Source organism: Micromonospora sp. WMMA2032 (genome assembly GCF_002688545.1).
Classification (GTDB): Bacteria; Actinomycetota; Actinomycetes; order Mycobacteriales; family Micromonosporaceae; genus Micromonospora; species Micromonospora sediminicola.
Genome location: NZ_CP024052.1, coordinates 3,851,448 through 3,875,697, shown reverse-complemented (window position 1 = coordinate 3,875,697; position 24,250 = coordinate 3,851,448). Strand labels below are relative to the sequence as shown.

The following is a 24,250-nucleotide window of genomic DNA, read 5'->3' as shown; positions in this document are numbered from 1 at the left end:
CCCCGCCGGCGGGCCACGCAGTCACGACGGAGGTAAGGCCGAATAATGTCCAACTTCCCGTTCCTCTCGGTGCTGACCGTGGCGCCGCTGGTCGGTGCCCTGGTGGTGGCGTTGCTGCCGCGCAGTCGGCCGGACCTGGCCAAGCTGGTGGCGTTCGGCTGGTCGCTGCTGGTGCTGGTGCTCTCGGTGGTGATGTGGTTCGCCTTCTCCGCCGGCGGTGACCGGTTCCAGTTCCGCGAGTCGTACCCGTGGATCCCGAACTGGGGCGTGCGGTTCACCTTCGAGGTGGACGGCATCGCGCTGGTCATGCTGATGCTGATCGCGATCCTGGTGCCGCTGGTGATCCTGGCGTCCTGGCACGACGCCGAGTCGTCCAAGCGCTCTGTGCCCGTCTACTTCGCGCTGCTGCTCGTCCTCGAGTGCACGATGATCGGCGTCTTCGCCGCCGCCGACGTCTTCCTGTTCTACGTGTTCTTCGAGGTCATGCTGGTGCCGATGTACTTCCTGATCGGCAGCTACGGCGGCCACCAGCGGCAGTACGCGGCGGTGAAGTTCTTCCTCTACTCGCTGGTCGGCGGTCTGTTCATGCTGGCCGCGGTGATCGGCCTCTGGGTGGTCGGCGGGAAGACCTTCGACTGGCAGGCGCTGAGCCAGGCGGAGTTCGCCACGAACACCGCCCGCTGGCTGTTCCTCGGCTTCTTCATCGCCTTCGCGATCAAGGCGCCGTTCTTCCCGTTCCACACCTGGCTGCCGGACGCCGGTGGCGCCGCCCCGGCCGGTGCGGCCGCGCTGCTGGTCGGCGTGCTGGACAAGGTCGGCACGTTCGGCATCCTGCGCTACTGCCTCCCGCTGTTCCCGGAGGCGTCGCGCTGGTTCGCGCCGTGGGCGCTGGCGCTGGGGGTCATCGGCATCATCTACGCCGCGCTGCTGGCGGTCGGCCAGAACGACCTGAAGCGACTGGTGTCGTACACCTCGATCGCGCACTTCGGGTTCATCGGCGTGGGCATCTTCGCCTTCACCACCCAGGCCGGCACCGGCGCGGTGCTCTACATGCTCAACCACGGGCTCGCCACCGGCCTGCTCTTCCTGGTGGTCGGCATGCTGATCGCCCGGCGCGGTTCGGCGCTGATCAGCGACTTCGGCGGCGCGGGCAAGCTGGTGCCGGTGCTGGCCGGCGTGCTCTTCTTCGCCGGTCTGGCCTCGCTGGCGCTGCCCGGCACCGCGCCGTTCGTCTCCGAGTTCCTGGTGCTGATCGGCACGTTCACGGTCAACAAGCCGGTCGCGGTGATCGCCACGCTCGGCATCATCCTGGCCGCCGCGTACGTGCTGTGGATGGTGCAGCGCACCACCCAGGGCACGCTGAACCCGGCGCTGACCGAGGTCGAGGGCATGCGTCGGGACCTCACGCTGCGCGAGAAGGTCGTCGTCGCGCCGCTGATCGCGCTGATCGTGCTGCTCGGCTTCTATCCGAAGCCGGTCACCGATGTCATCAACCCCGCCGTCCAGGCGACCATGCAGGACGTCGGCAAGTCCGATCCCGCCCCTGAGGTCGGCAGCGTCCAGGAGGCTTCGAAGTGAGTGAACTGAAGCTGCCGTCGATCGACTACGCGGCGCTCGCTCCCATCCTGATCATGTTGGGCGCGGCTCTGGTCGGCGTCCTGGTCGAGGCGTTCGTGCCGCGCCGCCTGCGCAACGGGGTGCAGCTCGGTCTCGCCCTGCTGGCGGTGCTGGCCGCGATCGCCATGGTGATCCTGAACTCCGACGACCGGCTGATCACCGCCGGTGGCGCGATCGCGGTGGACGGGCCGACGCTGTTCCTCCAGGGCGCCATCCTGGTCCTGGCCGCCATGGCGCTGCTGCTCGTCGGCGAGCGCACGGTGGAGCGGGGCGGCGCCTTCGTGGCGCACGCCGCGGTCACCGCCGAGTCTCCCGAGGACCGCAAGCAGGCCGAGGGTGTCGGCGGCGCCACCGAGGTCTACCCGCTGATGACGTTCGCCATCGGCGGCATGCTGATCTTCGTGGCGGCGAACGACCTGCTGACCATGTTCATCTCGCTCGAGGTCTTCTCGCTGCCGCTCTACCTGCTCTGTGCGCTGGCCCGTCGCCGGCGGCTGCTGAGCCAGGAGGCGGCGATGAAGTACTTCCTGCTCGGCGCGTACGCCTCGGCGTTCTTCCTGTTCGGTGTCGCCCTGATCTACGGCTTCACCTCCGGGATCCCGGGTCGGGGGGCCGGCGTCGACTTCGCCACCGTGCACGCGGCGGTCGGCCAGTCCTCGTCCAGCCAGGTGCTGCTCTTCGCCGGCATGGCGCTGCTCGCCATCGGTCTGCTGTTCAAGGCCGCCGCCGCGCCGTTCCACGTCTGGACGCCCGACGTCTACCAGGGCGCGCCGACGCCGGTGACCGGCTTCATGGCCGCCTGCACCAAGGTCGCCGCGTTCGGCGCGCTGCTGCGGGTCTTCCACGTCGCCTTCGCCGGCGCCGCCTGGGACTTCACCCCGGTGCTCGGCGTGGTGGCGGTGCTGACCATGCTGGTCGGCGCCGTGCTCGCGGTCACCCAGACGGACATCAAGCGCCTGCTGGCGTACTCGTCGATCGCGAACGCCGGCTACCTGCTGGTGGGTGTCCTGGCGCCGACCAAGTCGGGGCTCTCCGGCACGATGTTCTACCTGGCCGCGTACGGCTTCTCGGTGCTCGCCGCGTTCGCCGTGGTGACGCTGGTGCGGGACGCCGACGGCGAGGCCACCCACCTGTCCCGCTGGGCCGGGCTGGGTCGACGCTCGCCGTTCTTCGCGGCGGTCTTCACGTTCATCCTGCTGGCCTTCGCCGGCATCCCGCTCACCAGCGGCTTCACCAGCAAGTTCGCGGTGTTCGGGCCGGCGCTGGAGGCGAACCAGGCGTGGCTGGTGATCGCCGGCGTGCTGACCAGCATGGTGCTGGCGTTCCCGTACCTGCGGGTCGTGGTGATGATGTGGCTCTCCGAGCCGGGCGAGGCGACCCCGACGGTGGCTGTGCCAGGCGCGCTCACCTCCGCGGCCCTGGTCATCGGCGTGCTGGCCACGCTGGTCCTCGGCGTGGTCCCCGGGCCGCTGCTCGACCTGACCACCGGTGCCGCCGAATTCGTTCGATGACGGAACGGATCCTCCGGGGGCCGGTACGCCGTGGCGTGCCGGCCCTCGGCCTCCATCCCCCTCGCCGAGCAGGTCGAACGGGTGTGGCATGGTTGAAGACGTGGTGAACCCGGCTGGCGAGCATTCAGGTCAGTTCGGCGCGCTCGGCCTGCACCTCGCCGACCCGCGCGTCGAAGCCTCCGTGCTGGGCGTGCTCGACCGGGTCGAGGCGCACCTGCGGGCCAGCGTGGCCAGCGCGGACCCACTCGTCACCGAGGCGGCCCGGCACCTGCTCCAGGCCGGCGGCAAGCGGTTCCGCCCGTTGCTGGTGGCGCTGGGCGCCCAGTTCGGCGACCCGGAGGCCGCGCAGGTCGTCCCGGCCGCCGTGGTGATGGAACTCACTCACCTGGCGACGCTCTACCACGACGACGTGATGGACGAGGCGGCCGTGCGGCGGGGCGCCCCGAGCGCCAACTCCCGCTGGACCAACTCGGTGGCCATCCTGGTCGGCGACTACCTCTTCGCCCGGGCCGCGGACATCGCGGCCGACCTGGGCCCGGAGGCGGTCCGGTTGCAGGCGCGCACGTTCGCCCGGCTGGTGCACGGCCAGATCGCCGAGACGGTCGGGCCGCGGGACACCGACCCGGTCGCCCACTACCTGCACGTGATCGCCGAGAAGACCGGTTCGCTGATCGCCACCTCGGCCCGCTTCGGCGGCATGTTCGGCGGCGCGTCCCCCGAGCACATCGAGGCCCTGGCCGGATACGGCGAGATCATCGGGGTGGCGTTCCAGCTCTCCGACGACCTGCTGGACATCGCCAGCGAGTCGGTGGAGTCCGGCAAGACGCCCGGCACCGACCTGCGCGAGGGCGTGCCGACCCTGCCGGTGCTCTACGCGCTCGCCGCCGACGACTCGGACGCGGCCAGCGTGCGGCTGCGGGAGATCCTGGCCACCGGGCCGCTGGTCGACGACGCCCTGCACGCCGAGGCGCTGACCCTGCTCCGCGAGTCCCCGGCGCTCAAGCGCGCCCGGGAGACGGTGCGCAGCTACGCCGAGGACGCCCGCGCCCGCCTCGCCCCGCTCCCCGAGGGCCCGGCCCGCCGCGCGCTGGAATCTCTCTGCGACTACATCGCCGACCGCACCAGCTGACCGGTCCGGCCGCTCCCGGGCCGCCCGGCCGGATCCGTCGCTCCCGAGCCGGCCGGGCCGGAGCACCGAGCTGACGCCGCGGCAAGCGTTCGCCGCCACGGCCCGCTCCGCGGAGGTGGCGGTGAGGGCTGCCGGGTCACCGGGACCAGCGCCCGCGTCGGCTTCTCCACCGTCACGGAACGTAGTCCCCGCTGAGAAGAGATCGCGTTTGCGCGATATACCGCTGAGTCATAAATATGACCAGGCGGTATATCGCTCGAATGTGGCGTCTTTCTTGTTTGGGCGGCCGGTCACCGGCACCCCGCCCCCTTGCGGCGCCGGGGCATCCCAGGGATCACGCCCGCTGGCCCGGTCCGCTCGGTGCAGGCCGCCCGTCCGGGCGCGCGCCCGCTCGAAACCAACGCCCGTCCGCGCTACGCCGACCCCAGCGCCCACCCCGGCGCAACGCCCACCCCGCGCCACGCCCACCCCGCGCCACGCCCACCCGGCGCTACGCCCACCCCCGGCTACGCCCTACGTCCACCCCGCGCTACGCCCACCCCGGTGCCACGCTCGTTCCGGCCCCTCGGCCCGAAGGCGGCCCCGGGCGCGGCGGGGCGCGGCGCGACACCCCGGGCGGCCCGTGGCATGTCCCGCCGAACGCGCCGCACTCCCGGAGGGGCCGGTCAGGCGGTGCGGGACAGGCGGCGGGCACCGAGGAGCATGAGCAGGGCGGCCAGGAGCATGGCCACGGCGGCGGTCAGCCACATCGCGGGGTAGCCGGCGGCGCCGGCCACCGTGCCGAGGCCGAGCGGTCCGAGGCTGCCGCCCGCGTACACCCCGGTCTGGGTGATCGAGGTGGCGGCGGCCGGGGCCTGCGGATGGAGGCGGACCACCGCGAAGTTCATCAGCCCGGGCCAGGCCCAGCCGAGACCGAACCCGAGCACCACGCCGGCGACCAGCGGCACCGGGCCGGCCACCGCCAGCAGGACCAGGCCCACGGCGCCGGCCACCAGCAGCCCGGCGATCAACCCGACATGCCCGCTCGCCCGTCGGTCGGCGAACCAACCCACCCCGATCCGCGCGACCACGCACACCGCGCTGCCGAGCGTCAGGGTCAGGCCGGCCAGGGCGGGGGAGAGCCCGCGCGCGGCCGACGAGTCGACCAGGAACGTGCCCAGCGCGTTCGCCGCGGCCGCCGCCAGCGTCGCGGCCAGCCCCACCACCACGAGCGGCCCCCGCCCGCCTCCGCCGCTCCCGGGGGCGGCGCGGCCGTCCCGGTTCCGCTCGGACCGGGGTACGGCCGGGAGCGCGGCCAACGCCGCCCCGGCGGCCGCGACGAAGGCCCAGCGCCATCCCGCGGTGAGCGCGACCGTGGGCACCGCCACGCCCGCCAGCAGGGTGGAGACCGGGATGGCGGCCTGCTTCACGCCGAAGGAGAGGCCCTGCCGCCGCGCCGGCACGTGCGCGGCCAGCGCGGCGTTGCTGGCGAGCTGGCCGAGGGCGTTGGCGGCGGCGCCGACCGCGAGCAGCGCCACCAGCACCGGGTACGACCGGGCCAGCGCCGCCACGGCCAGCAGCGAGCCGGCGGAGAGCAGGATGCCGGCCCGGGCGACCGGGGCCGGCCCGTACCGCTCGACCAGGGCGCCGGAGGGCACCGAGGCCAGGGCGCTGACGCCGAAGTAGACCGAGACCGCCAGGCCCAGGCCGGCGGGGCTGAAGCCCAGCTCGTCGCCGAGCTGCACGGCCAGACCGCCGACCAGGAAGACCGGCAGGACGCAGGCGACGGTGGTGACGGTGGCGCCGGCGCCGACCCGGACCGCTCCGCCGGCCGACGCCGGAGCGGTTCGCGAAATTGTTTCGGTCATCGTCGCCAACCTACGCCTGTCGCGTTTTGGCTGCTGATCGTGTCTGTCGGTGCACGGTGGGTGTCCGGTGATCTGGCATCCTCGATCCGAACAGGCATTTCGCACTCGGCCTGTTTTTCATATGGTGTAAGTCCCCGGCGGCGGAGGTGGTTGTGCGCGACCCCCTGGCGGAACCTTCGGACCTGATCCGCAGCGTCTCCCGCGCGCTTCGAGTGCTCGAGTCGGTCGGCCGTGCGCCGAGAGGGCTCACCGTGAAGCAGATCGCCCGCCGCTGCGAGTTGACCGTCGCCACCACCTACCACCTGGTGCGCACGCTGGCCTACGAGGGCTACGTGATCCGGCGCGAGGACGGGACGTACATCGTCGGGCTGGAGGTGGCCGACCGCTACCGCGAGCTGGTCACCGCGTTCCGGGGGCCGCCCGCGGTGGGCGAGGCGCTGCGGCGCGCCGCCGTGGACACCGGCTGGAGCCACTACCTGGGCCGCTTCGTGGGTGGGCAGGTGGCGGTGACCGCGTCCGCCGAGGGGCCGCGCTCACCGTTCATGGAGGACCTGGTCCCGGGCTTCGACGAGGGCGCACACGCCACCGCGCTCGGCAAGAGCCTGCTCGCCACGCTCACCGCCGAGCAGCGCTTCCGCTACCTGCGCGAATACGGCATGCGCCCGTTCACCACCGCCACCCTGACCACGGTCGAGGCGTTCGAGGCCGACCTGGCCGCCGGCGACCGGCGCGGCATGCAGTTGGAGCTGGGGCAGTTCCGGCAGGGCGTGGCCTGCGCCGCGGTGCTGGTCACCCCGGACAAGGACATCGAGCGGCGGGTGGTGCTGGCCTGCGCGCTGCCGGCCGGCGAGATGATGACCTCCGCCCGGGTGGTCCGCGCGAAGCTGCTCACCGCCGCGCGCTCCATCGCCGACGGGATCGCCACCGAGAACTGATCGGGCCGCCGCCGGTGGGTCCGACGACGGCCCGTCAGCGGGTGGGTCCAGCGCCGGACCCACCCCGGGGATGGCTCAGCTGCCGACCGGGCCCCCGTCGAGGCGCCAGGTGACCACCACGCCGGGCTTGGCGAAGTCGCCGTCCGGCCAGGTGGAGGCCGGGTTCTCCACCGAGGCGCCGGAGATCTCGCCCGGGTGCTGCACGGCCACGAAGACCGACCGGTTGTCCTTGGTGATGAACGGTCCGCAGGTCTCCGCGCCGAGCGGCACCGTGAGGAACTGCTTCAGGTGCCCCCGCTCCGGGCCCTCGACGGCGGTGGCGAAGAGCCCGTCGTTGCTGCCCAGGGCGTTGCCGTCGGTCGAGATCCAGAGGTTGCCGGTGGCGTCGAAGGCGACGTTGTCCGGGCAGGAGATCGGGGAGACCTTCGACTTGTCGTACCCGGCGAAGTAGGTCGAGGCGTCCGCCGGGTCGCCGCAGACGATCGGCAGCGACCAGGCGAAGGTGTCGGCGGTGTTGTCGCCCCGGTCCTCGACCAGCTCCAGGATCTGCCCGTGCTTGTTGGCGTTGCGCGGGTTCGCCTCGTCGGCCGGCGCCTTGCCGGCCTTGCCCCGGTCGGTGTTGTTGGTCAGCGAGACGTAGACCTTGCCGGTGAGCAGGCTCGGCTCGACGTCCTCGGGACGGTCCATCTTGGTCGCGCCGACCTTGTCGCCGGCCAGCCGGGTGAAGGTGAGCACGTCGGCGGCGGTCATGCCGTCGACGTACGAGCGGTTGCCGCTGACCAGCTTGATCCAGCGGCCCCGGCCGCCGAAGCCGCCGTCCGCGGGAAGCGTGCCGCTGCCGTCGATCTCACCCGGGCTGTCGCCGGTCAGCGCCGCGACGTAGAGCGTGCCCGACTCCAGCAGCGTCAGGTTGTGCTTGCGGGCCACCCAGGAGTTGCCCGGCATGAACTTCTTGTCCGAGACGAACTTGTAGAGGTAGTCGAAACGCTCGTCGTCGCCCATGTACGCGACCACGTGTCCGCTGCGGGCCACGATGACGTTCGCGCCCTCGTGCTTCACCCGGCCCAGCGCGGTGTGCTTGCGCGGCCGGGCCTGCGGGTCGAACGGGTCGATCTCGACCACCCAGCCGAACCGGTGCGCCTCGTTCGGGTGCTTCGCCAGGTCGAACCGCTCGTCGGCCCGGTCCCACTTGCGGCTGCCGCTCGGGTAGCGCACGTCGGTGGGGATGCCGTAGCGGGCCAGCTTCGGCTTCAGCTCCTCCGGCGCGCCGTCGCCGCCGACGAAGTACTGGTTGAAGTTCTCCTCGCCGGAGAGCACGGTGCCCCACGGGGTGACGCCGCCGGCGCAGTTGTTCAACGTGCCGACGACCGTGCGGCCCTTCGGGTCGGCGGCGGTCCGCAGCCAGGCCGAGCCGGCGGCCGGGCCGGTCAGCTCGAACTTCGTGGCCAGCGCGGTGACCCGGCGGTTGTACTCCCGCCGGCCGCGCCGTGCCGGCCGCCACTGCCCGGTGTTCTCCACCCGCTCCAGCTCGACCACGGACATGCCGTGGGCGGCCATCGCCACCCGCAGCTGCTCCACGGTCAGCGCGTCCTGGCCGGTGAAGCCGGGGAACATCAGGTCCTCGTTGGTGTACTCGTGGTTGACCACGAGCAGCGCGCGCTTGCGGTCGATCGGCAGCACGCCGACGAAGTCGTTGTTGTAGCCGAACTGCTTGGCCTGCGCGGCGGCGCTCTGGTGGCGCACGTCGAACGCGGGCGCGCCGGGGACCACCTCGTCGCCCCACTTGATGACCACGGCGTGGTCGTACCCGTTCGGCACGACCAGCGTGTCCAGCTTGTTCGGCGGGATGGGCTTGAAGGTCAGCGCGCCGCTGCCCGGGCGCACGGTCGCGGCGACGGCCTCGTCCGTGCCCGGGGCGGTCGGGGTGGCGGGCGCGGCGGCGGCCGGGGCGGCGCCGGCGAGCGCGCCGGCGGCGGCGCCGCCGAAGCCGAGCACCAGCGCGCCGACCGCGCCGGCCCGGACCACGCCGCGCCGGGTGACCTCGGCGTCGACCAGGTCGCCGAGGTACGGGTTGTCGGTGGGGTTGGGCACCGGGTGGTCGCAGGCGTTGCCGCACCGGTACAGACAGGTCATCGCGTCGCGGCTGCCGTGGCGGGTGCCACCCAGCAGCGGGAGCAGGCGAGGACGGTCGCTCATGAGGTGGAGCCTCCTGATCGGACGTCGGAAGGCGCGCACGGGCGATCGGCCCGCGCGCGTACCTGCCGGACGGTGCCAGGGCGTGGTGAGCGGGTGTCGGCCCGAATGTGAACCGGACGTGAACAGCTCCGGCCTGACCTGCGGCTGAACCGTTCGGCGTCACGGCACGTATGGAAGAGCGGACGCACCGCCCGCCACGGGCGGACGCATCGTCGGTCTCCCCGCCGCCGGAAGCGAGGTACCGCCATCAGTGACCACGACGCCCAGCTGCTGCGCGCGCTGCACGACGAGCATGCCGACGCGCTGTTCGCGCACGCCCTGCGACTGGTCAACGGCGATCGGCCGCGCGCCGAGGACCTGGTGCAGGAGACGCTGCTGCGGGCCTGGCGGCACCCGGAGTCGCTGGATCCGCGGCGGGGCTCGGTCCGCGCCTGGCTCTTCACCACGGCGCGGAACCTGGCCATCGACGCGTGGCGTCGCCGCTCGGCCCGGGTCGGCGAGGTCTACACCGACGAACTGCCCGAAACCGCCGAGACGGTCGACGAGACGGAGCGCGCGGTGGAGGCGTGGACGGTGGCCGAGGCGCTCAACCGGCTGAGCCCGACCCACCGCGAGGTGCTGGTCGAGTGCTTCTACCAGGGGCGGTCGGTGGCGGAGGCGGCCGCCCGGCTGGGCGTCCCGCCGGGCACGGTGAAGTCGCGCACCCACTACGCGCTGCGCTCACTACGGTTGGTGCTGGCCGAGATGGGGGTGACCGGATGACCCGCTGCGAGTTCGCGCACGACGACGGGGCTTACGTGCTGGGCGCCCTCGCCCCGGCCGAGCGCGCCGCCTACGAGCGGCACCTGGCCGGCTGCGCCGCGTGCCGGGAGGCGGTCGCCGAGATCGCCGTGCTCCCCGGCCTGCTGGGCCGGCTCGATCCGGCCGGGCTGGAGCAGTTCCTGGAGGTCGGGCCGGAGACCAACCGGGTGCCCGCGTTGCTCGACGCCGCGCGGGAGCGGCGGCGCCGCGAGCGGTCCCGCTCCCGCCGGCGGTACGCGGCGACCGCGCTCGCCGCCGCGGTGCTGGCGGTGCTCGCTGGTGTCGGCGTGACGCTGGTCCGGCCGCCGGCCGAGCCGGCCACCCGGCAGGTGGCGCTGACCGCCATGCGACCGGTGGCCGGGACCGCGCCGGTGCACGCCGAGGTGGGGCTGACCGAGACGCCCTGGGGCACCGAGGTCACCATGCACTGCGGCTACGACCGGCGGGCCGGGCACCGCGAGGCGTACACGTTCCGACTGGTGGCGCACGGCCCGGACGGCGCGACGGAGCAGATCGGCTCCTGGCTGGCCGCCCCCGGTGACGACCTGCGCTTCTCCGGCGTCACCCGGTTCACCAGGGGGGAACTGGTCCGCCTGGAGCTGCAACGAGGCACCGAAACCCCCGTCCTCGCCTACGACCTCCGCTGACCCCCGCCCCTCCGCCCCCGCCCACCGCCGCGATCTTGCACTTTGGGCCCTCGGTTCGGGCTTGTCGCCCCTTCTGTCCGGGCCGGAAGTGCAAGATCAGCGCGTGGGGGTGGGGGTGGGGGTGGGGCGGGGGGTGGCGCGGGTGCGGCGGGTGTTTCGGAGGGCGTCGGCGGTGAAGACCAGGAGGGCCAGCCAGACCAGGGCGAAGCCGGCGAGCCGGGCCGGGGGCATCGGCTCGTGGAAGATCAGCACGCCGCAGCCGAGCTGGAGGATCGGGGCCAGGTACTGCAGCATGCCCACGGTGGACAGCGGCAGCCGGTTCGCCGCGCCGGCGAAGAGCAGCAGGGGGATCGCGGTGGCGGCGCCGGCCAGCACCAGCAGCGCGGTGTGCCCGGCCGAGACGTGCCCGAACGTCGAGTCGCCCCGGGCCGACAGCCACGCCAGGTACGCCAGTGCCGGCAGCGCCAGCACCGCCGACTCGACGAAGAGCCCCTCCACCGCGGGCAACCCGAGCCGCTTCTTGACCAGGCCGTAGCCGGCGAAGCTGAACGCGAGCGTGAGCGCCAGCCAGGGCAGCCGGCCGTAGTCGACGGTGAGGACCGCCACGGCGAGCGCGCCGACGCCCAACGCCGCCCACTGCCCGGGGCGCAGCCGCTCCCGCAGCGCGACCACGCCGAACAGCACCGACACCAGCGGGTTGATGAAGTAGCCGAGCGCGGTCTCCACCACCCGGTCGGAGTTCACGCCATAGATGTAGGTGCCCCAGTTGACCGCGATCAGCGCGGCCGCGAGCGCGATGCCGGCCAACGCGCGGGGTCGCCGGGCCAGCGTGCGCAGGAAGCCGACGTGGCGCATCGCGGCCAGCAGCAGCGCCACGAACGCCACCGACCAGACGATCCGGTGCGCCAGGATCTCCACCGGCCCGGCCGGCCGGAGCAGCTTCAGGTAGATCGGGAAGAAACCCCAGAGCAGGTACGCGCCGACGCCGTACAGATAACCGAGGCGGAGCTGGTTCACCCGTCCACCGTAAGGTGCGGATCGGGCTCCTGATCCTTTCCGGTGATGGGCGTCACCCGCTGGTCCAGCTCCATGTAGCGGTCCGCCGCCACCGGCTGGAACCCGAGCTTCCCGTACACCCCGTGCGCGTCCAGCGTGGCCAGCAGGATGCGGCGTACGCCCAGCTCGGCCAGGTGGTCGCGGACGCCGCCGGCCAGCCACGTGCCCAGCCCGCGACCGCGTTCGGCCCGGTCCACGTAGACGTCGCAGAGCCAGGCGAAGGTGGCCCGGTCGGTCACCACCCGGGCGACCGCGACCTGCCGGCCGTCGCCGGGCCGGTAGACGCCGAAGCCGATCGAACCGGCGAACGCGCGGGCGACCGTCTCCCGCTCGCGCCCGAGTGCCCAGTAGGCGTCCGTGGCGAGCCAGGCGTGCACCCGGTCCAGGTCGAGCCGGTCCGGGTCGGTGCTGAGCTGGTAGCCGTCGGCGCGGGTCACTGTGAACACCCGGCCGACGTTAGTGCCGCCGCCCGGGTCGCTCGCCAGCCAATTCCCGCTCGCTGGCCCGGCCGGCGTCGTGGGCGCCGGCCGGGCTCGCCGGGCCTCAGTCGCGGTCGAGGACGGCGCCGAGGATCCAGGTGACGATGCCGACGAAGAGCGCGCCCAGCACCGCCGCCGGCCAGAACCCGTCCACGTGGAAGGGCAGCCCGGCCTCACCGGCGATCCAGCTCGTGAGCAGGAAGAGCAGCCCGTTCACCACCAGCGCGATCAGGCCGAGGGTGAGCAGGTAGAAACCGCAACCCACGGTCTTGATGATCGGCTGGAGCACCGCGTTGACCACACCGAAGATCACCGCGACGAGGACCAGCGTGGTCACCGTCTCGGTGGCCGAATCGGAGTCGAGCGTGATGCCCGGGATCAGCAACGTGGCGAGCCAGAAGGCCACCGCCGTCGTCGCCACCCGGATCAGTAGACCCTTCAGGAAATCCATGGCGGGGATCGTGCCACGCCCGTTCCCCGCGCGGAACCCGTGCGACCGGCTCAGCGGCGGGTCGGACGACCGACCAGCTGCGACTCGACCGGCGTCGGCGAGAGCAGCGCCCAGCGCAGTGCCCGCCGGTTGACCACCGCCACCATGTCGTCGCGGATCCGGGTGAGCCAGTCGGCGGAGCCGCCCAGGCCGAGCGCGGTGCCGGCCAGGGCGGCCTCGGTCGGGTCGAGGGGTTGCAGGACGGCGAGGTCGGCGCGCGCCAGCGTCGGGGCGTCCGCCGGGGTCAGCTCGTCGCGGACCACGAGCACGGACTGCCAGGCCGCCGCCGGACCGACCTCCGGCGGCACCGGGCCGGCGTCGACCACCAGCAGCAGCGGGCGCAGCGGCGACCCGGGCGCGCCGCCGGCCGGCCGCCCCGGCGGGAGCAGCGGCACCCCGCCGGCCGGCGCCCCGAGCCCGCGCACGAACCTCTCCCAGGTGCGCGGCCGCGTGGTCTGCACCGCCACCCGGGCGCCGAGGGCCAGCGCCCGCAACACCAGCAACTGCGCGGCGGGCACCCCGCCGACCAGCACCATCCGGGTCGTCGCGGGCCGGAACAGACGTACGGTGAGCGGGCCGCCGCGGCGGTTCGCGCCCACCACCAGCCCGCACCCCCCGACCGGCAGGTCCAGACCCGTCGGCGGCGACCCGGTCGCGGGCGCGCCGGCACCGCCGACCGCCAGTGGCAGGGTCGCGGCCAGCCCGGCCAGGTGCTCGCCGTCCAGTCGCCGCAACTCCGCGCCCGCGTCTCCGGCCACCCGGCGCAGCGCCCGCTCGGCCAGCGTCAGCGCCGGCACGTCGTCGGCGGCGACCCGCACGGTCAACCCGGCCGGCGCCGGTGCGGAGCCGGTGTGCGGGCCGACGCAGAGCGCGACGGTGGTGGCGGTGCCCGGAGTGGCCAGCAATCGGGACAGCAGGCCCCGGGCCGCCTCGCCGCGTGGATCGGGCCACCGGCGCAACCGCCAGGTGGCCTGCGGCAGCCCGCCCACGGTGAGCAGCGGCCACGTCTCCCGGACCGGTGTGCCGGCCTCGTGGTGGGCCATCTCGGCGACCACCCGCAGCGCCGCCGGCGCCCCCAGGGGATGTCCGCCGAGCGGGCCGAGCCGGCGGGCCGTGCGTCGGACGGTGCCGGCGAGCGCCCGCAGCAACTCGTCGTCCGACCAACCGTCGGTCCGGAGCACCCGGATCGCCAGCACGACCCGGGTCCGCCCGGCGATCCGGCCGTCGGTGAGCTGCCGGTAGGACGTGCCGGCCGGACCGGCCGCGACGGCGGGCGTCGGTGCGGGCGACGCCGAGAGGACCAGTTGCAGCCGGACCGGCGGACTCTCCGGACCCGCCGGGGGAAGCAGGTCGAACGGGGACGGCAGTGCCTCCGGGCGGTCGCCGAGCAGATCGTCCGGATCGCCGAGTTCCAGCAGCGCGGTCAGCCCGGCCGCGTCGTGCAGCACGGCGGCGGGCCCGCCGGCCAGTTCCGCGGCCTGCACCACCGTGCCGGGAGCGACCAGGTCGAGCAGCGCCGCCGGATCGGCGGCCGGCGGCAGCGCACGCCGACGGCTCAGGTGGGCGGCGCCGACGCCGAGCCACTCGTGCAGCCAGCGGCCCCGGACCCGCACCCACGCGGCGGGCAGCAGCAGCGTGGCCAGGAGCAGCGCGACGGCGGTCACCACCACGCCGCGCCCGACCGCGGCCACCAGCACGGCCGCCGCGACCTGGGTCGTCACGACCTGACCGGCGCGCACCACCGGTGCGCTCACCCGGGTCCACTGAGGAGGAGCGCTCGGCGAGGGTCGCTCGGTCGTGCTCGCGGTCACCGCACCTCCCCGCCCGGTCCGCCCTGTGACGCCGCCGTGGCTCATGGTAGTGGGAGCGTTGTCCACAGGGGAGGCCCGGGGGGTAGCAGAACTGAAGTGAGACGGCTACCGTCAGCGACGAAATCGTCGTTCGCGCGTCCCGCCGTCCCTCTTCCCCCTCCGGGGACGGCGGGCGCGCACCGGCGAGTCCACGGTGGTCACACGGTGACCGACCACGACCGAGGAGACGAGGTGACGTCCGGGATGTCCCAGACCCAGGCAGAAGCCGCGGTGATGCAGCAGACCGCCGGGAGGTTCGAGCAGGTCGACCAGTCGCTGCAGACCATGTTGAGCGGCCTGATGGCCGAGCTGGAGGTGCTGCAGCAGGCCTGGCGGGGCGCCGGCGGGCGCTCGTTCGAGCAGGTCAAGCAGCAGTGGGCGCAGGACCAGGCGACCCTGCAGCGGGCCCTGCGTGAGACCGCCACGGCGATCCGCACCGCGGGCCGGCACTACGACGTCTCCGACACCGAGGCCGCCGGCCGGGTGGCGGGCACCAACCGCGGCATCCAGCTGCCGCTCTGACCATCGGAAGGATCGAACCCATGGAGCACGGTGTGCTGGTCGTCAACTTCGCCGCCCTGCAACAGGCCGGCGCGGACATCCAACGGGCGCTGACCACTCTGGAGAGCCAGCTCGGGCAGCTCGAACGGGACGCGGCGCCGCTGGTGTCGAGCTGGACCGGCGCGGCGCGGGAGGCGTACGAGCAGCGGCAGGCCCGCTGGCGGGCCGCCTCGCAGGACCTGCAGGCGATGCTGCGGGACATCAAGCTCGCCGTGGAGGACTCCGCGGCCGACTACCTCGACACCGAGAAGCGCAACGCCAACCTGTTCCAGTGAGCCCCGGGCGCGGCCCGGGTGCGGTCCCGGGCCGCGTCCGGTGATCAGGCCGGGCCGGCCGGGTGCCAGCGCCGCCGGGCCCCCCGGGGCAGCACCACGGCCAGCAGCGCCACCAGCGCCGCCGCCCCACCGGTCACGCCGGCCACCAGCAGTGCCCGGTCGCGGGCCGTGGCGCGACGGGACCGGCGGTCGAGCGCGGCCGGATCCGGCCGGTCGGCCGGCAACGCCGCCCCGGCGCGAGGGCGGGCGGGCGCGTCGCCGGGCGACTCGGTCACCGCGCGGTACGGGTTGAGCACCCCGGCGCCGTAGCCCTCGTCCCGCCCCGGCGCCGGATCGGCGCCGGCCACGATCCGCCCGGCGACCCCGGCCGCGTTCAACCCGGGGCGATACTGCCGCAGCAACGCCGCGGTGCCGGACACGAAGGGCGTGGCATAGCTGGTCCCCTCCGCCCGGTGGTGGCCCTGCCGGGGCGCCGCCATCAGCACCTCGCTGCCCGGGGCGACCAGGTCGACGTAGGGGCCGGTCTGGGAGAAGGCCGCGCGTGCGCCGTCCCGGCCGATCGCGCCCACGCCGAGCACCCCGTCGTACGCCGCCGGGTACGGTCGCGGGTCGCCGCTGTCGTGCAGGTTGCCGGCGGCGGCCACCACCACCACGTCCCGCCGCACCGCGTAGGCGATCGCGGCCCGGACGGCCGGGTCGTCCGCGTACAGCACGACGGACAGGTTGAGCACGTCGGCGTCGTGGTCCACCGCCCACCGGATCGCCCGGGCGAAGTCGGCCGCGTCGACCGTACGCCCCGACTCCCGCCCCTCGACCACCTGCTGCTCGCTCACCCGTACCGGGAGGACGCGCGCGTCCGGCGCGAGCCCGCGGAAGGCGACGCCGGGGCGCGGCGCGGCGGCGATGATGCTCGCCACGCCGGTGCCGTGCCCGGCGCAGTCCCGGGTGCCGTCGCCCCCCGGGTCGAGGAAGTCGGCGCCGTCGAGCACCCGGCCGGCGAGCTGCGGATGCGACCGGTCGACCCCGGAGTCGACCACCGCGACGACCACGCCGGCGCCGGTCGCGAGCGGGGCGAGCCGGTCCGGCGCGTACCGTTGCTGGGGCCACGGTTGCTCGGCCACCGGGCGGGCGGGCGCCGGCGGCGCCGCGCATCCGGACGGGGCGCGGGCCGCCGCCGGAGCGGCCGGCAGGCCGGCGACGAGGAGGATCGCCAGGGCGGCCAGGGCCGGGCGGACGAGGGGCCGAGACATCGACGACCTCCGTAACGTGTCGACTCCGGAACGGGATGTTAGCGCCTCGCCGAGGTCACGGCCGACCGTCGATGGCCAGGCATTGTGATCTTGTTACCACCTTGTAGGTTGTAGGCGATGCCTGTGGCCTGTTCGCGGAAGGAGAGGTGGCCGTGACCGGATGGGAGCCGGCCACCGAGGCCGAGGTGGCGATGCGGGACGCGCTGCGCGCGCAGGACCAGCAGCAGTACTTCCGCGTACTGACCCGCGTCGATCTGGTGCTGCCGGTCGCCGGCGGCTCGACCGCCGGGTGGGGCACCTGGACCTCCGGGGGTCGCACCCACGTGTTGGCCTTCACCTCCGTCGCCGCGCTACGGGCCAGTCTGGGTGAGAACGCCGGGGCGACGCGCGTCGTGGCATACCCGGACCTGGCCGCCGGCTGGCCCAACCAGGAGTGGTGGTTGGCGGTCGATCCGGGGCTGCCGATCGAGGGCTACCTGCCCGCCTGGTACGTCGCGCAGCTCGCTCGGGGAGACATCCGGCTGCCCGGGCGGACCATGGGCGCCCGAGCCCGCCTGGATCGGGTGGAGAGCGCGGCCCGGGCCGCCCGCAACGGGGTTCCGGAGACCGCACGGGAGGCGCCGTTCCCCCGGGTACCGGCCGCTCCCGCGCCGCCGCCCCCGGTTCCGCCGACCCGCGGTGGCCGGGTGGCGGAGGCCGAGGAGCCCTCCACCGTGCCGATGCGGACCGTGCCGGTCCTCGGTCGCCGCGTACCCACCGTGCCGCCCCGCCGGAGAACGCCGGAGGCGCCCGAGGCGGGCCGGCCCGGCTCGGGCGACGAGCCCGGCTCCGACGCCCTCGACGGCTGGCTCACCGACCTGCGTCGGCGGCCGGACGAGCCGGACCCCTTCGCCGCCGGACGGGACGCGTCGGTGGACGATCCGCCGGCGGCTCCCGCGCCGCCCCCGGCCCGCTCCTTCTTCGAGCCCTCCTCCGGGCGCTCCAGCCGGCGGCCCTCGCCGCTGGACGCGCCCCGCCGGTCCGCCGAACGGGCGACGCCGCCGTCCCGGTTCGCCGGTGGCCAGCCGTTTCCCCGCCGCCGGCCGCTGAACGAGCCGGTGCGGGAGGATCCGACCCGGGCCTTCCCGATCGGGGCGGACCAGCCGCCGCCGGCATCCCGTCCGGACGACCCGACCCGGCCGTTCCGGCCGGCCCGCCCGGCCGAGGACGCCACCGCCACGCTGCCCCGGCGGCACGCCGGCCCCGCCGCGCCCGCGCCGGACCAGTGGGCCGGGGAGAATCCGGTCGCCGACCTCGCGGAGGCGGAGGAGTTGCCGCCGTCGGTCGCCGAGCCGGTGTCCGCGCCGCCGACGCCTCGGCGTGACTTCACCCCGATCGTCATCGAGGGCACCGTCATCGAGGCCCGCGACCTGACGGAGCCCACACCGGCCTGGTCCCCACCGCGCGCCGATCCCGTGGTCCCGGTTCCGGGTGGCGACGCGGCGGCGGCCTGGGTGGGCGCCACGGACCCGACCGTGCCGCTCCCCGTCGACCCGGTGGTCGACGACACCGCCGATCTCGCCGCCCACCTCGACGCCACCGGCACGGGCGAGCCGGTCGACGGCACGTCGCCGTTCGACCGGTCCGGCGTCGGGGACGAGCCGACGACGCCGCTCTCGCCGGCGGCCGCGGCTCCGGTGTCGCTCTTCGAGCCGTCGTCGGGGGCCGCACCCTCGTTCGCGTCGACGGCCCCCTTCGGGTCCACCGCTGCCGAGCCGACGACGGCGTTCGAGACCGCGTCGGCCTTCGAGCCGACGACGGCGTTCGAGACTGCGTCGGCGCAGCCCACGGCGGCGTTCGAGCCGACGACGACCTTCGAGCCCACGGCGGCGTTCGAGCCGACGACGACGTTCGAGCCGACGACGCCGTACGGGGCCGCGTCGGCGTTCGGGCCGGAGTCGACGACGGCGTTCGAGTCGCCGGGCTCGGGTGAACCGACGGTGTCGCTGTTCGAGCCGCCGTCGTCGTCGGCCGACCCGACGGTGTCGTTGTTCGAGTCCACGGCCCCGCTCTCCGAGCCGTCGAACGGCGCCCCGGCCCCGCTGTTCGAGCCGCCGACCGAGCCGCTGTTCCCACCCGATCCGTCCCCCGCCGAACCGGACACCACGTCGCTGCTCGGGACGCCGACACCCGAGTCGACGTCGGTGCCGGCCGAGCCTCCGGTGTCGTGGTCCGCCCGCTCCGATGTGGAGGACGGCTCGCCGCGCTCCACCGCCTCCGAGCGGTCGGTCGACGAGCCGACGTCGGCCGGCGCGACGACGCCCCCCGCCGGGCGGCCGGAGTTCGTGCCGGCGAACGAGGTGGAGGAGGAACTGCTCGCCGCCGCCGGCAGCGGAAACACGGACGGCTTCCTCACCACCCTGCTGCTGGCCCGGGTGCTGTTGCCGGTCGCGCCCGAGTCGGTCCCCGGCAGTAGGCCGGGCGACCCCGGCTTCGTCTGGCACACCCGGTCGATCGACGGTGGCACGTACGTCGTGGCCTACACCTCGCCGGAGCGGCTCGCCGAGCACGCCGACGGGCCGGTCGACACCGTACGGGTCAAGTTCGTCCAGCTCATCCGTCGGTGGCCGGACGCCGCCTGGTCGTTCCTGGTCAACCCGGGCAGTCCGGTCGGTGCGGCATACCCGGGGGAGCAGGTTCTCGCGCTCGCCAACTGGGCCGCCGAGGTGGGCCTCGGCGACGAACCGGAGCCTCCCGCCGCCGCGCCGGCCCCGGCGGCCGAGCCCCGACCGGCGGCGCCGCCGACGGACCCGAGCCTGCCGGTGACCATGCAGAAGGCGATCGCGGCGAGCCAGCTCGCCTACTACCTGGAGCGGGGCTACGACCGGGTGTCCGGGTTCGTGCACCGGGCCGGTGAACTGGCCCACCTGCGGACCCCGGCGGAGCTGTACGACGCGCTCGGCCTCGGCCATCCCGGCTCGCCGTTCTCCCGGGACGACGAGGAGGTCTACCTGCTGCGCTGGCCGGCCCACCGGCCCAGCCTCTACCGGATCCCGTACGGCGGGCAGAACGAGGCCGCCATGCGGGCGATGGAGGGCTGGGTGATCGAACGGTCCCCGTTCCGCGGCAACGGCTTCGCACCGGGGGAGAGCACCGACGTGGTGGCGGAGTTCAAGGTGGACAGCGCCCGGCTGCCGCACGGGGCCGAGCTGTGGCGCGTCGGCGCCGACGCCGCCGCCCGGCTGGTCGCGGTCCTCGACACGGACGCGCTGGTGTGGCGGAAGGCGGATGAGGCGTGACCCGCGACGGGTACGTGGCCCGCTGGCGGGGGCGGGAGTACCAGGCCAGCCCGGACGGGACCGACGTCCGCCTCTACCAGCCCGAACCGGACGACGGCTTCGCCGAGGTACGCCCCGGCCGGTACGTCCGGGTGGTGCCGGCCGCCGAGGTGGAGGACCTGGCGTACGTCCGGACCACCTGCACCTGGCAGGGGCAGCCGTTCATCGTGCTGGCCGAGCACGAGGGCTGGCTGCGTGTGGAGTACACCGGTGGACGCTGGCCGGTGGCCGAGGCGATGGGGTTGGAGGCGTTCGACTTCGGCGTCTACCAGGGGTGGGCGCCCGCGACCGAGGTGGCCGACCTGGGCGAGCAGCGGGTCTGAGTCAGGACTTCGCCCAGCGCAGGATCTCGCCGAGCACCACGTCGCGGGCCTCCACGTGCGGGAAGTGGCCCACGTCGTCGAGCAGCCGCCACTCGTACGGGGCGGTGACGTAGCGGCCCGAGCCCTGCGCGGTGCGCGGCAGCGAGGCCCGGTCCAACGCGCCGTGCAGTTGCAGGGTCGGTGTGACCAGTGGCTTCTGCATCAGCTTCACGAACCGGTAACCGTGCAGCCGCAGCACCGAGCGGAACGCCCAGCGGTAGCCCTCCATGGCGCAGAACGCGGCCTGCGGGATCTGCATGGCCACCCGGCAGCAGCGGGCGTAGTCGGCGAAGTCGGGTCCGTCGACCCAGCGCGGCCCGCCCCACCGGCGCAGCATCTCCTCCACCTCGGCGGCGCCGTCCCGGGTCAGCACGTGCTCGTAGCGGGGGAGCTGGAACTTCAGCGTGGCGGTGGCCGAGGTGAACTGGCCGCGCGGGTCGGCGAAGATGGCGGCCCGCAGCCGGAGCGGGTGCGGTGCGCCGAGCACCACGAGCCGCCGGACCAGGGTGGGGTGGAACGAGGCGGCGGTCCAGCCGATGAGCCCGCCCGCGCCGGTGCCGACCACGGTGGCCGACCGTTCGCCGAGCGCGCGGATCAGGCCGGCGACGTCGGCGGCCAGCGTGTAGCCGTCGTACCCCCGGGGTGGCTTGTCGCTCGCGCCGTAGCCGCGCAGGTCGACGGCGACCGCGCGGAAGCCGGCGTCGGCGACCGCCGGGAGCATCTCGCGCCAGGCGTACCAGTATTCCGGGAAGCCGTGCAGGAAGAGCACCATCGGGCCGGTGCCGGCCTCGACGACGTGGAACCGGCTGCCGTTGGCGCCGACGAACCGGTGCGTCCACGGCCCCTCGGGCAGGACGCAGGACTCGTCGGCGAACCCGCCGCGCTGGTCGGTCATGGGGCACAGCCTAGGGCCGGCAGTCGCCCGCCGGCCCCGCAGGTGCCCAGGATCAGGGGATTCTCCGGGAGAACCCGCCGGAGGGCGGGCCGGCGACGGTCGTCGCCGGCCCGCGTCGCTCAGCGGAGGTAGGTGGCGAACACCCGGTTCGCCACCGCGTCGCCGGTGGCCAGGCCGGCGTCGGCGTCCCAGCGGTAGTGCACACCCAGCCAGAGCCGGCTCAGGGCGTTCTCGTTGGCGGCGGCCGAGAAGGAGGTGAAGGTGCGCTGCACCCCGACCGCCTTGGGGTCCTCGGTGGTCGCGGTGAAGGTCACCGCGTCGGTGCCGTAGAACCGCTTCATGATGCCCGCCCAGGCCCCGGCGAAGGTGGCGTGGCCGGAGATGTACGCCGGGAAGTTGGGCGAGAAGTGCGTGCCGTCGGCGGCCGTGGAGAGCGGCTGCCAGGCGGCGTTCGGCGTGGTCGCGGCGTTGCCGTCGTCCTGCGGCTCCTCGATCGCGGTGTCCGGGCGCCACAGGTCGATGGTGGTCTCGTACTTGGCGTCCCAGGCGGCGATGGCCGCGTCGGCCATGGCCATGGCGACCAGCGCGAAGAGCTTGATCGTCGGGGTGCCCTTCGCCTTGGCGATGATCTGGGTGTGGGCGAAGAGCTGACCCGGGGGCTTGTAGGTGCCGTCCAGGTCGTTGGCCCAGAAGAAGGCCGCCTGGGTCTGGTCCGCCGTGCGGGTCGATCCGGTGGCCGCGCCCAGTTCGCGGACGTCCTTGACCTGGGCCGCGTACGCGCTGCTGGTCAGCATCGTGGTGATGGTGCTGAAGCCACCGGGCAGCGAGGGCCGGAACTGCGAGCCGGAGGTCAGCCCGAACGGCTTCACCCGGCCCCAGTTCGGGCTGGCCGCGCTGGTGCCCGCCTCGGTGGGCCGCCACTGGCCGGCGACGATGGTCGGGGTGTACGCGGTGTTGTTCGCCGAACCGTCGTTCGCTCTGGCGTTGATCATGTTCTGTGCCGCGCCCTCACCGACGCTGGTGCTCCAGCCCTCGGGTCCCGGGGAGCCGACCGGGGGGTAGACCCGCGAGCCCTGGTAGTCGGCGGTGAAGTCTCGGCTGGGGAAGACCGACTGCAGCACCTTGAACGCCGCCATGTCGACGTTCATGTCCACGTCGTAGCTGAAGTTGGGGACCGGGGCGACCCGGGCCAGGTAGGTCGGTCCGCTGGACAGCGAGGCCGAGGCGTCGTACATGGCGAGGTGCATCATGGCGCCGGCCCGGGACAGGACGGTGGGCGGGCCGCCCACGGCCCGGTAGGTCTTGAGCAGGACGTTGTTCCAGTAGATCGTGTGGTCGAATCCGGCCGGTACGGCGGCGGCCGGGGCCTGGACGGCCACCAGCCCTCCGACCAGGGTGACGGCGCTGAGCGCGAGTGCGGCGAGCCGCCGCAGAGACGTCCTTCGCAAGGTGATCCTTCCCCGATGACCGATGGAACTTCCATCGACACACATCGATCATGCGGGTGCTGGTGGCGCGGCGGCAGGGCAGAGTTGCCCGCGTCCGCAAGCTGCAAGATCAGATCCAGCCGCGGCGGACGGCGGCGATGCCGAGGGTCATCCGGTTGGTGGCCCCGAGCTGTTCCTCCAGCAGCTCGAAGTGGCGCCGGACCCACCGGGTGCTGCGTCCGAGGCTGCGGGCGATCGTGTCGTCCTTCGCCCCGACCGCCGCCAACCGCAGGATCTGGAGCTGAACCTCCGACGGGCGGTCGTCGCCGGTCGAGCGGCGCGCCCCCAGTGGGAGGGCGTCCGCCCAGGCCGCCTCGAAGAGCTGGGCTCCCAGCGCGACCAGCTCCGGGTGGCGCATCAGCAGTCCCGCCGGCCCGGCGGGCTGCTGTAGGGAGAACAACGCGACCCCGTCGGCGAGCTGCATGGTGGTGCCGAGGCGGGGCAGCACCCGGACCCGGTGCGCCGACCGCACCGCCTCCTCGGCCGCCTGCCGGTAGGCGGGATCCTCCAGCCGGGCCTGGCCGACGACGCTGCGATGACCAGCGTCGCCAGGGCTCGGGAGGGGGTGCGCGTGCGGTTCCCGACCGACCCGGTCCCCGTGCAGGAGACGGCAGCCCTCCGTGTCCCGGGCGCACAGCCGCGCGGAGAGCCGGCGGAACTCCCCGGCGTCCGGCACGCCGTCGACCAGGAGCGTGGTGCCCGCCTCCCGGGTCGCGCGGCTGGTCCACCGGGCCAGCTCGGCGCCGGCCTCGGTGAGTTGGCGCTGGGCCCGGTCCAGATCGTGCTGACTGGCGGCGATGGCCTGTCGCAGCTCGTTCAGGAGTGACACGTTCCGGACCGCCGCGGCGTCGCGACCACTGTCGTTCGATGGGTTCTCGGTGTCGTCGGACAACACTTCCGTGGACATGGCCGCCACCCCCCGTGGATGACGGGGGCCGGTGGCCGACGTCCTCGTGAGACGGCGGCGTGCCTGGCCCCCGAACCAGACATCCACGAGCATGGTTTCCTGTGTCATCCGGGTCAATGGGCCGTTCTGCCGTTGCCCGCACCGACCGGGTGTGCTTTGGGTGCACGTGTCCTCACCCGGGGTGATCGGCTACGGGCCGACGACCCGCATCGGTACGCCGGGGCCGCAGTCGACCGAGCGGTCGCGCGAGGCGAGCCGCAGCGTGACGAAGTCGCCCTCGCGCAGCTCGCCGGCCTCCGGGCCGTGCACGGCGTACTCCCGTCCGTTCTCGTCGACCAGGCCGTAGCACGGGCCGGGACCGCCACGGGTGATCCATCCGGCGACGACCCCGGTGGGGCGGTTGTCGGTGGGCTTCTTCGGCGGCCCGGCGGGGCGCCGCAGAGTGGGCAGCTCGGTGGCGGAGAGCGGGGTGGGGCGGTCGGCGGGGGCGCCGCTGGCGGCCGGCGCGTCCACCGCCGGGGTGGGCGGCGCGGCCGGTGCGGCAGAGGTGGGCGGCGCGGCCGGGGTGGACGGCCGGGTCTCGTCGGGCACGGATCCTCCGTTCCCGGCGCAGCCGGCGGTGGCGAGCAGTGCCACCG

General features: G+C 74.2%; 21 protein-coding genes. 10 read left to right on the top strand and 11 right to left on the bottom strand.

Annotation, left to right across the window (positions count from 1 at the left end; genetic code table 11):
• The first annotated feature begins 45 nt into the window (after nt 1-45).
• From CO540_RS17720 to CO540_RS17710, 3 genes are all read left to right on the top strand, one after another.
• Nucleotides 46-1,578 (top strand): NADH-quinone oxidoreductase subunit M, encoded by a 1,533-nt coding sequence (locus CO540_RS17720; RefSeq protein ID WP_099162913.1) that lies wholly within the window; start codon nt 46-48, stop codon nt 1,576-1,578.
• The gene (gene nuoN, locus CO540_RS17715; protein ID WP_091583667.1) at nt 1,575-3,128 is read left to right on the top strand and encodes an NADH-quinone oxidoreductase subunit NuoN; all 1,554 of its coding nucleotides are present in this window, start codon (nt 1,575-1,577) and stop codon (nt 3,126-3,128) included. The genes CO540_RS17720 and nuoN overlap by 4 nt, the downstream gene beginning before the upstream one ends.
• 88 nt (nt 3,129-3,216) lie before the next feature.
• Entirely contained in the window at nt 3,217-4,257 is a 1,041-nt protein-coding gene (locus CO540_RS17710) for a polyprenyl synthetase family protein (RefSeq protein WP_091583663.1), read from the top strand.
• Nucleotides 4,258-4,922: 665 nt separating this feature from the next.
• Here CO540_RS17710 and CO540_RS17705 read toward each other — a convergent pair.
• Nucleotides 4,923-6,104 carry an MFS transporter gene (locus CO540_RS17705; protein ID WP_099162912.1) on the bottom strand — a complete coding sequence of 394 codons (1,182 nt, stop codon included), beginning with the start codon at nt 6,102-6,104 and terminating at the stop codon, nt 4,923-4,925.
• A gap of 152 nt (nt 6,105-6,256) precedes the next feature.
• On the opposite strand from CO540_RS17705, the gene CO540_RS17700 reads away from it, so the two are divergent.
• Entirely contained in the window at nt 6,257-7,039 is a 783-nt protein-coding gene (locus CO540_RS17700; protein ID WP_091583655.1) for an IclR family transcriptional regulator, read from the top strand.
• Between the two features lie 75 nt (nt 7,040-7,114).
• Here the strand turns inward: CO540_RS17700 and CO540_RS17695 are convergent, their stop codons facing one another.
• The gene (locus CO540_RS17695; RefSeq protein WP_099162911.1) at nt 7,115-9,235 is read right to left on the bottom strand and encodes a PhoX family phosphatase; all 2,121 of its coding nucleotides are present in this window, start codon (nt 9,233-9,235) and stop codon (nt 7,115-7,117) included.
• Nucleotides 9,236-9,481: 246 nt separating this feature from the next.
• Here CO540_RS17695 and CO540_RS17690 point away from each other — a divergent pair, with 246 nt between their 5' ends.
• A complete protein-coding gene (locus CO540_RS17690) occupies nt 9,482-9,997 on the top strand; it encodes a sigma-70 family RNA polymerase sigma factor (RefSeq protein ID WP_091583649.1) in 516 nt (171 codons plus the stop codon).
• Nucleotides 9,994-10,683, top strand: a complete 690-nt coding sequence (locus CO540_RS17685; protein ID WP_099162910.1) for an anti-sigma factor — start codon at nt 9,994-9,996, stop codon at nt 10,681-10,683. Before CO540_RS17690 ends, CO540_RS17685 begins: the two co-directional genes overlap by 4 nt.
• Before the next feature lie 96 nt (nt 10,684-10,779).
• Here CO540_RS17685 and rarD read toward each other — a convergent pair whose 3' ends face one another.
• The 4 genes from rarD to eccE all read right to left on the bottom strand — a co-directional run bounded on the left by rarD (nt 10,780) and on the right by eccE (nt 14,564).
• Nucleotides 10,780-11,700, bottom strand: a complete 921-nt coding sequence (rarD, locus tag CO540_RS17680) for an EamA family transporter RarD (RefSeq protein ID WP_099162909.1) — start codon at nt 11,698-11,700, stop codon at nt 10,780-10,782.
• Entirely contained in the window at nt 11,697-12,185 is a 489-nt protein-coding gene (locus CO540_RS17675; protein WP_099162908.1) for a GNAT family N-acetyltransferase, read from the bottom strand. Before CO540_RS17675 ends, rarD begins: the two co-directional genes overlap by 4 nt.
• A gap of 97 nt (nt 12,186-12,282) precedes the next feature.
• Nucleotides 12,283-12,669 (bottom strand): phage holin family protein, encoded by a 387-nt coding sequence (locus tag CO540_RS17670; RefSeq protein WP_091583634.1) that lies wholly within the window; start codon nt 12,667-12,669, stop codon nt 12,283-12,285.
• Nucleotides 12,670-12,719: 50 nt separating this feature from the next.
• Nucleotides 12,720-14,564 (bottom strand): type VII secretion protein EccE, encoded by a 1,845-nt coding sequence (gene eccE / locus CO540_RS17665; protein ID WP_371682225.1) that lies wholly within the window; start codon nt 14,562-14,564, stop codon nt 12,720-12,722.
• A gap of 198 nt (nt 14,565-14,762) precedes the next feature.
• On the opposite strand from eccE, the gene CO540_RS17660 reads away from it, so the two are divergent.
• Both CO540_RS17660 and CO540_RS17655 read left to right on the top strand, forming a co-directional pair.
• On the top strand, nt 14,763-15,080 hold the full coding sequence (locus tag CO540_RS17660) for a WXG100 family type VII secretion target (RefSeq protein WP_091584343.1): 318 nt from the start codon (nt 14,763-14,765) through the stop codon (nt 15,078-15,080).
• A 20-nt stretch (nt 15,081-15,100) separates the two neighbouring features.
• A complete protein-coding gene (locus tag CO540_RS17655) occupies nt 15,101-15,394 on the top strand; it encodes a WXG100 family type VII secretion target (protein ID WP_099162906.1) in 294 nt (97 codons plus the stop codon).
• A 44-nt stretch (nt 15,395-15,438) separates the two neighbouring features.
• On the opposite strand, the gene mycP is transcribed toward CO540_RS17655, so the two are convergent.
• Entirely contained in the window at nt 15,439-16,644 is a 1,206-nt protein-coding gene (gene mycP, locus CO540_RS17650; protein WP_099162905.1) for a type VII secretion-associated serine protease mycosin, read from the bottom strand.
• A 152-nt stretch (nt 16,645-16,796) separates the two neighbouring features.
• On the opposite strand from mycP, the gene CO540_RS17645 reads away from it, so the two are divergent.
• Both CO540_RS17645 and CO540_RS17640 read left to right on the top strand, forming a co-directional pair.
• Nucleotides 16,797-19,922 carry an SseB family protein gene (locus CO540_RS17645; RefSeq protein ID WP_253866016.1) on the top strand — a complete coding sequence of 1,042 codons (3,126 nt, stop codon included), beginning with the start codon at nt 16,797-16,799 and terminating at the stop codon, nt 19,920-19,922.
• Nucleotides 19,919-20,284: a hypothetical protein gene (locus CO540_RS17640; RefSeq protein WP_098744019.1), complete on the top strand. Its 366-nt coding sequence runs from the start codon at nt 19,919-19,921 to the stop codon at nt 20,282-20,284. Before CO540_RS17645 ends, CO540_RS17640 begins: the two co-directional genes overlap by 4 nt.
• 1 nt (nt 20,285) lies before the next feature.
• Here the strand turns inward: CO540_RS17640 and CO540_RS17635 are convergent, their stop codons facing one another.
• The 4 genes from CO540_RS17635 to CO540_RS17620 form a co-directional block, all read right to left on the bottom strand.
• Nucleotides 20,286-21,218, bottom strand: coding sequence for an alpha/beta fold hydrolase (locus tag CO540_RS17635; protein ID WP_099162904.1), 933 nt, complete (start codon nt 21,216-21,218; stop codon nt 20,286-20,288).
• A 119-nt stretch (nt 21,219-21,337) separates the two neighbouring features.
• A complete protein-coding gene (locus tag CO540_RS17630; protein WP_216642283.1) occupies nt 21,338-22,666 on the bottom strand; it encodes a vanadium-dependent haloperoxidase in 1,329 nt (442 codons plus the stop codon).
• 109 nt (nt 22,667-22,775) lie between these two features.
• Nucleotides 22,776-23,612 carry a hypothetical protein gene (locus tag CO540_RS17625; RefSeq protein ID WP_157779149.1) on the bottom strand — a complete coding sequence of 279 codons (837 nt, stop codon included), beginning with the start codon at nt 23,610-23,612 and terminating at the stop codon, nt 22,776-22,778.
• Nucleotides 23,613-23,801: 189 nt separating this feature from the next.
• Entirely contained in the window at nt 23,802-24,203 is a 402-nt protein-coding gene (locus CO540_RS17620; RefSeq protein WP_253866014.1) for a hypothetical protein, read from the bottom strand.
• Nucleotides 24,204-24,250 lie beyond the last annotated feature (47 nt).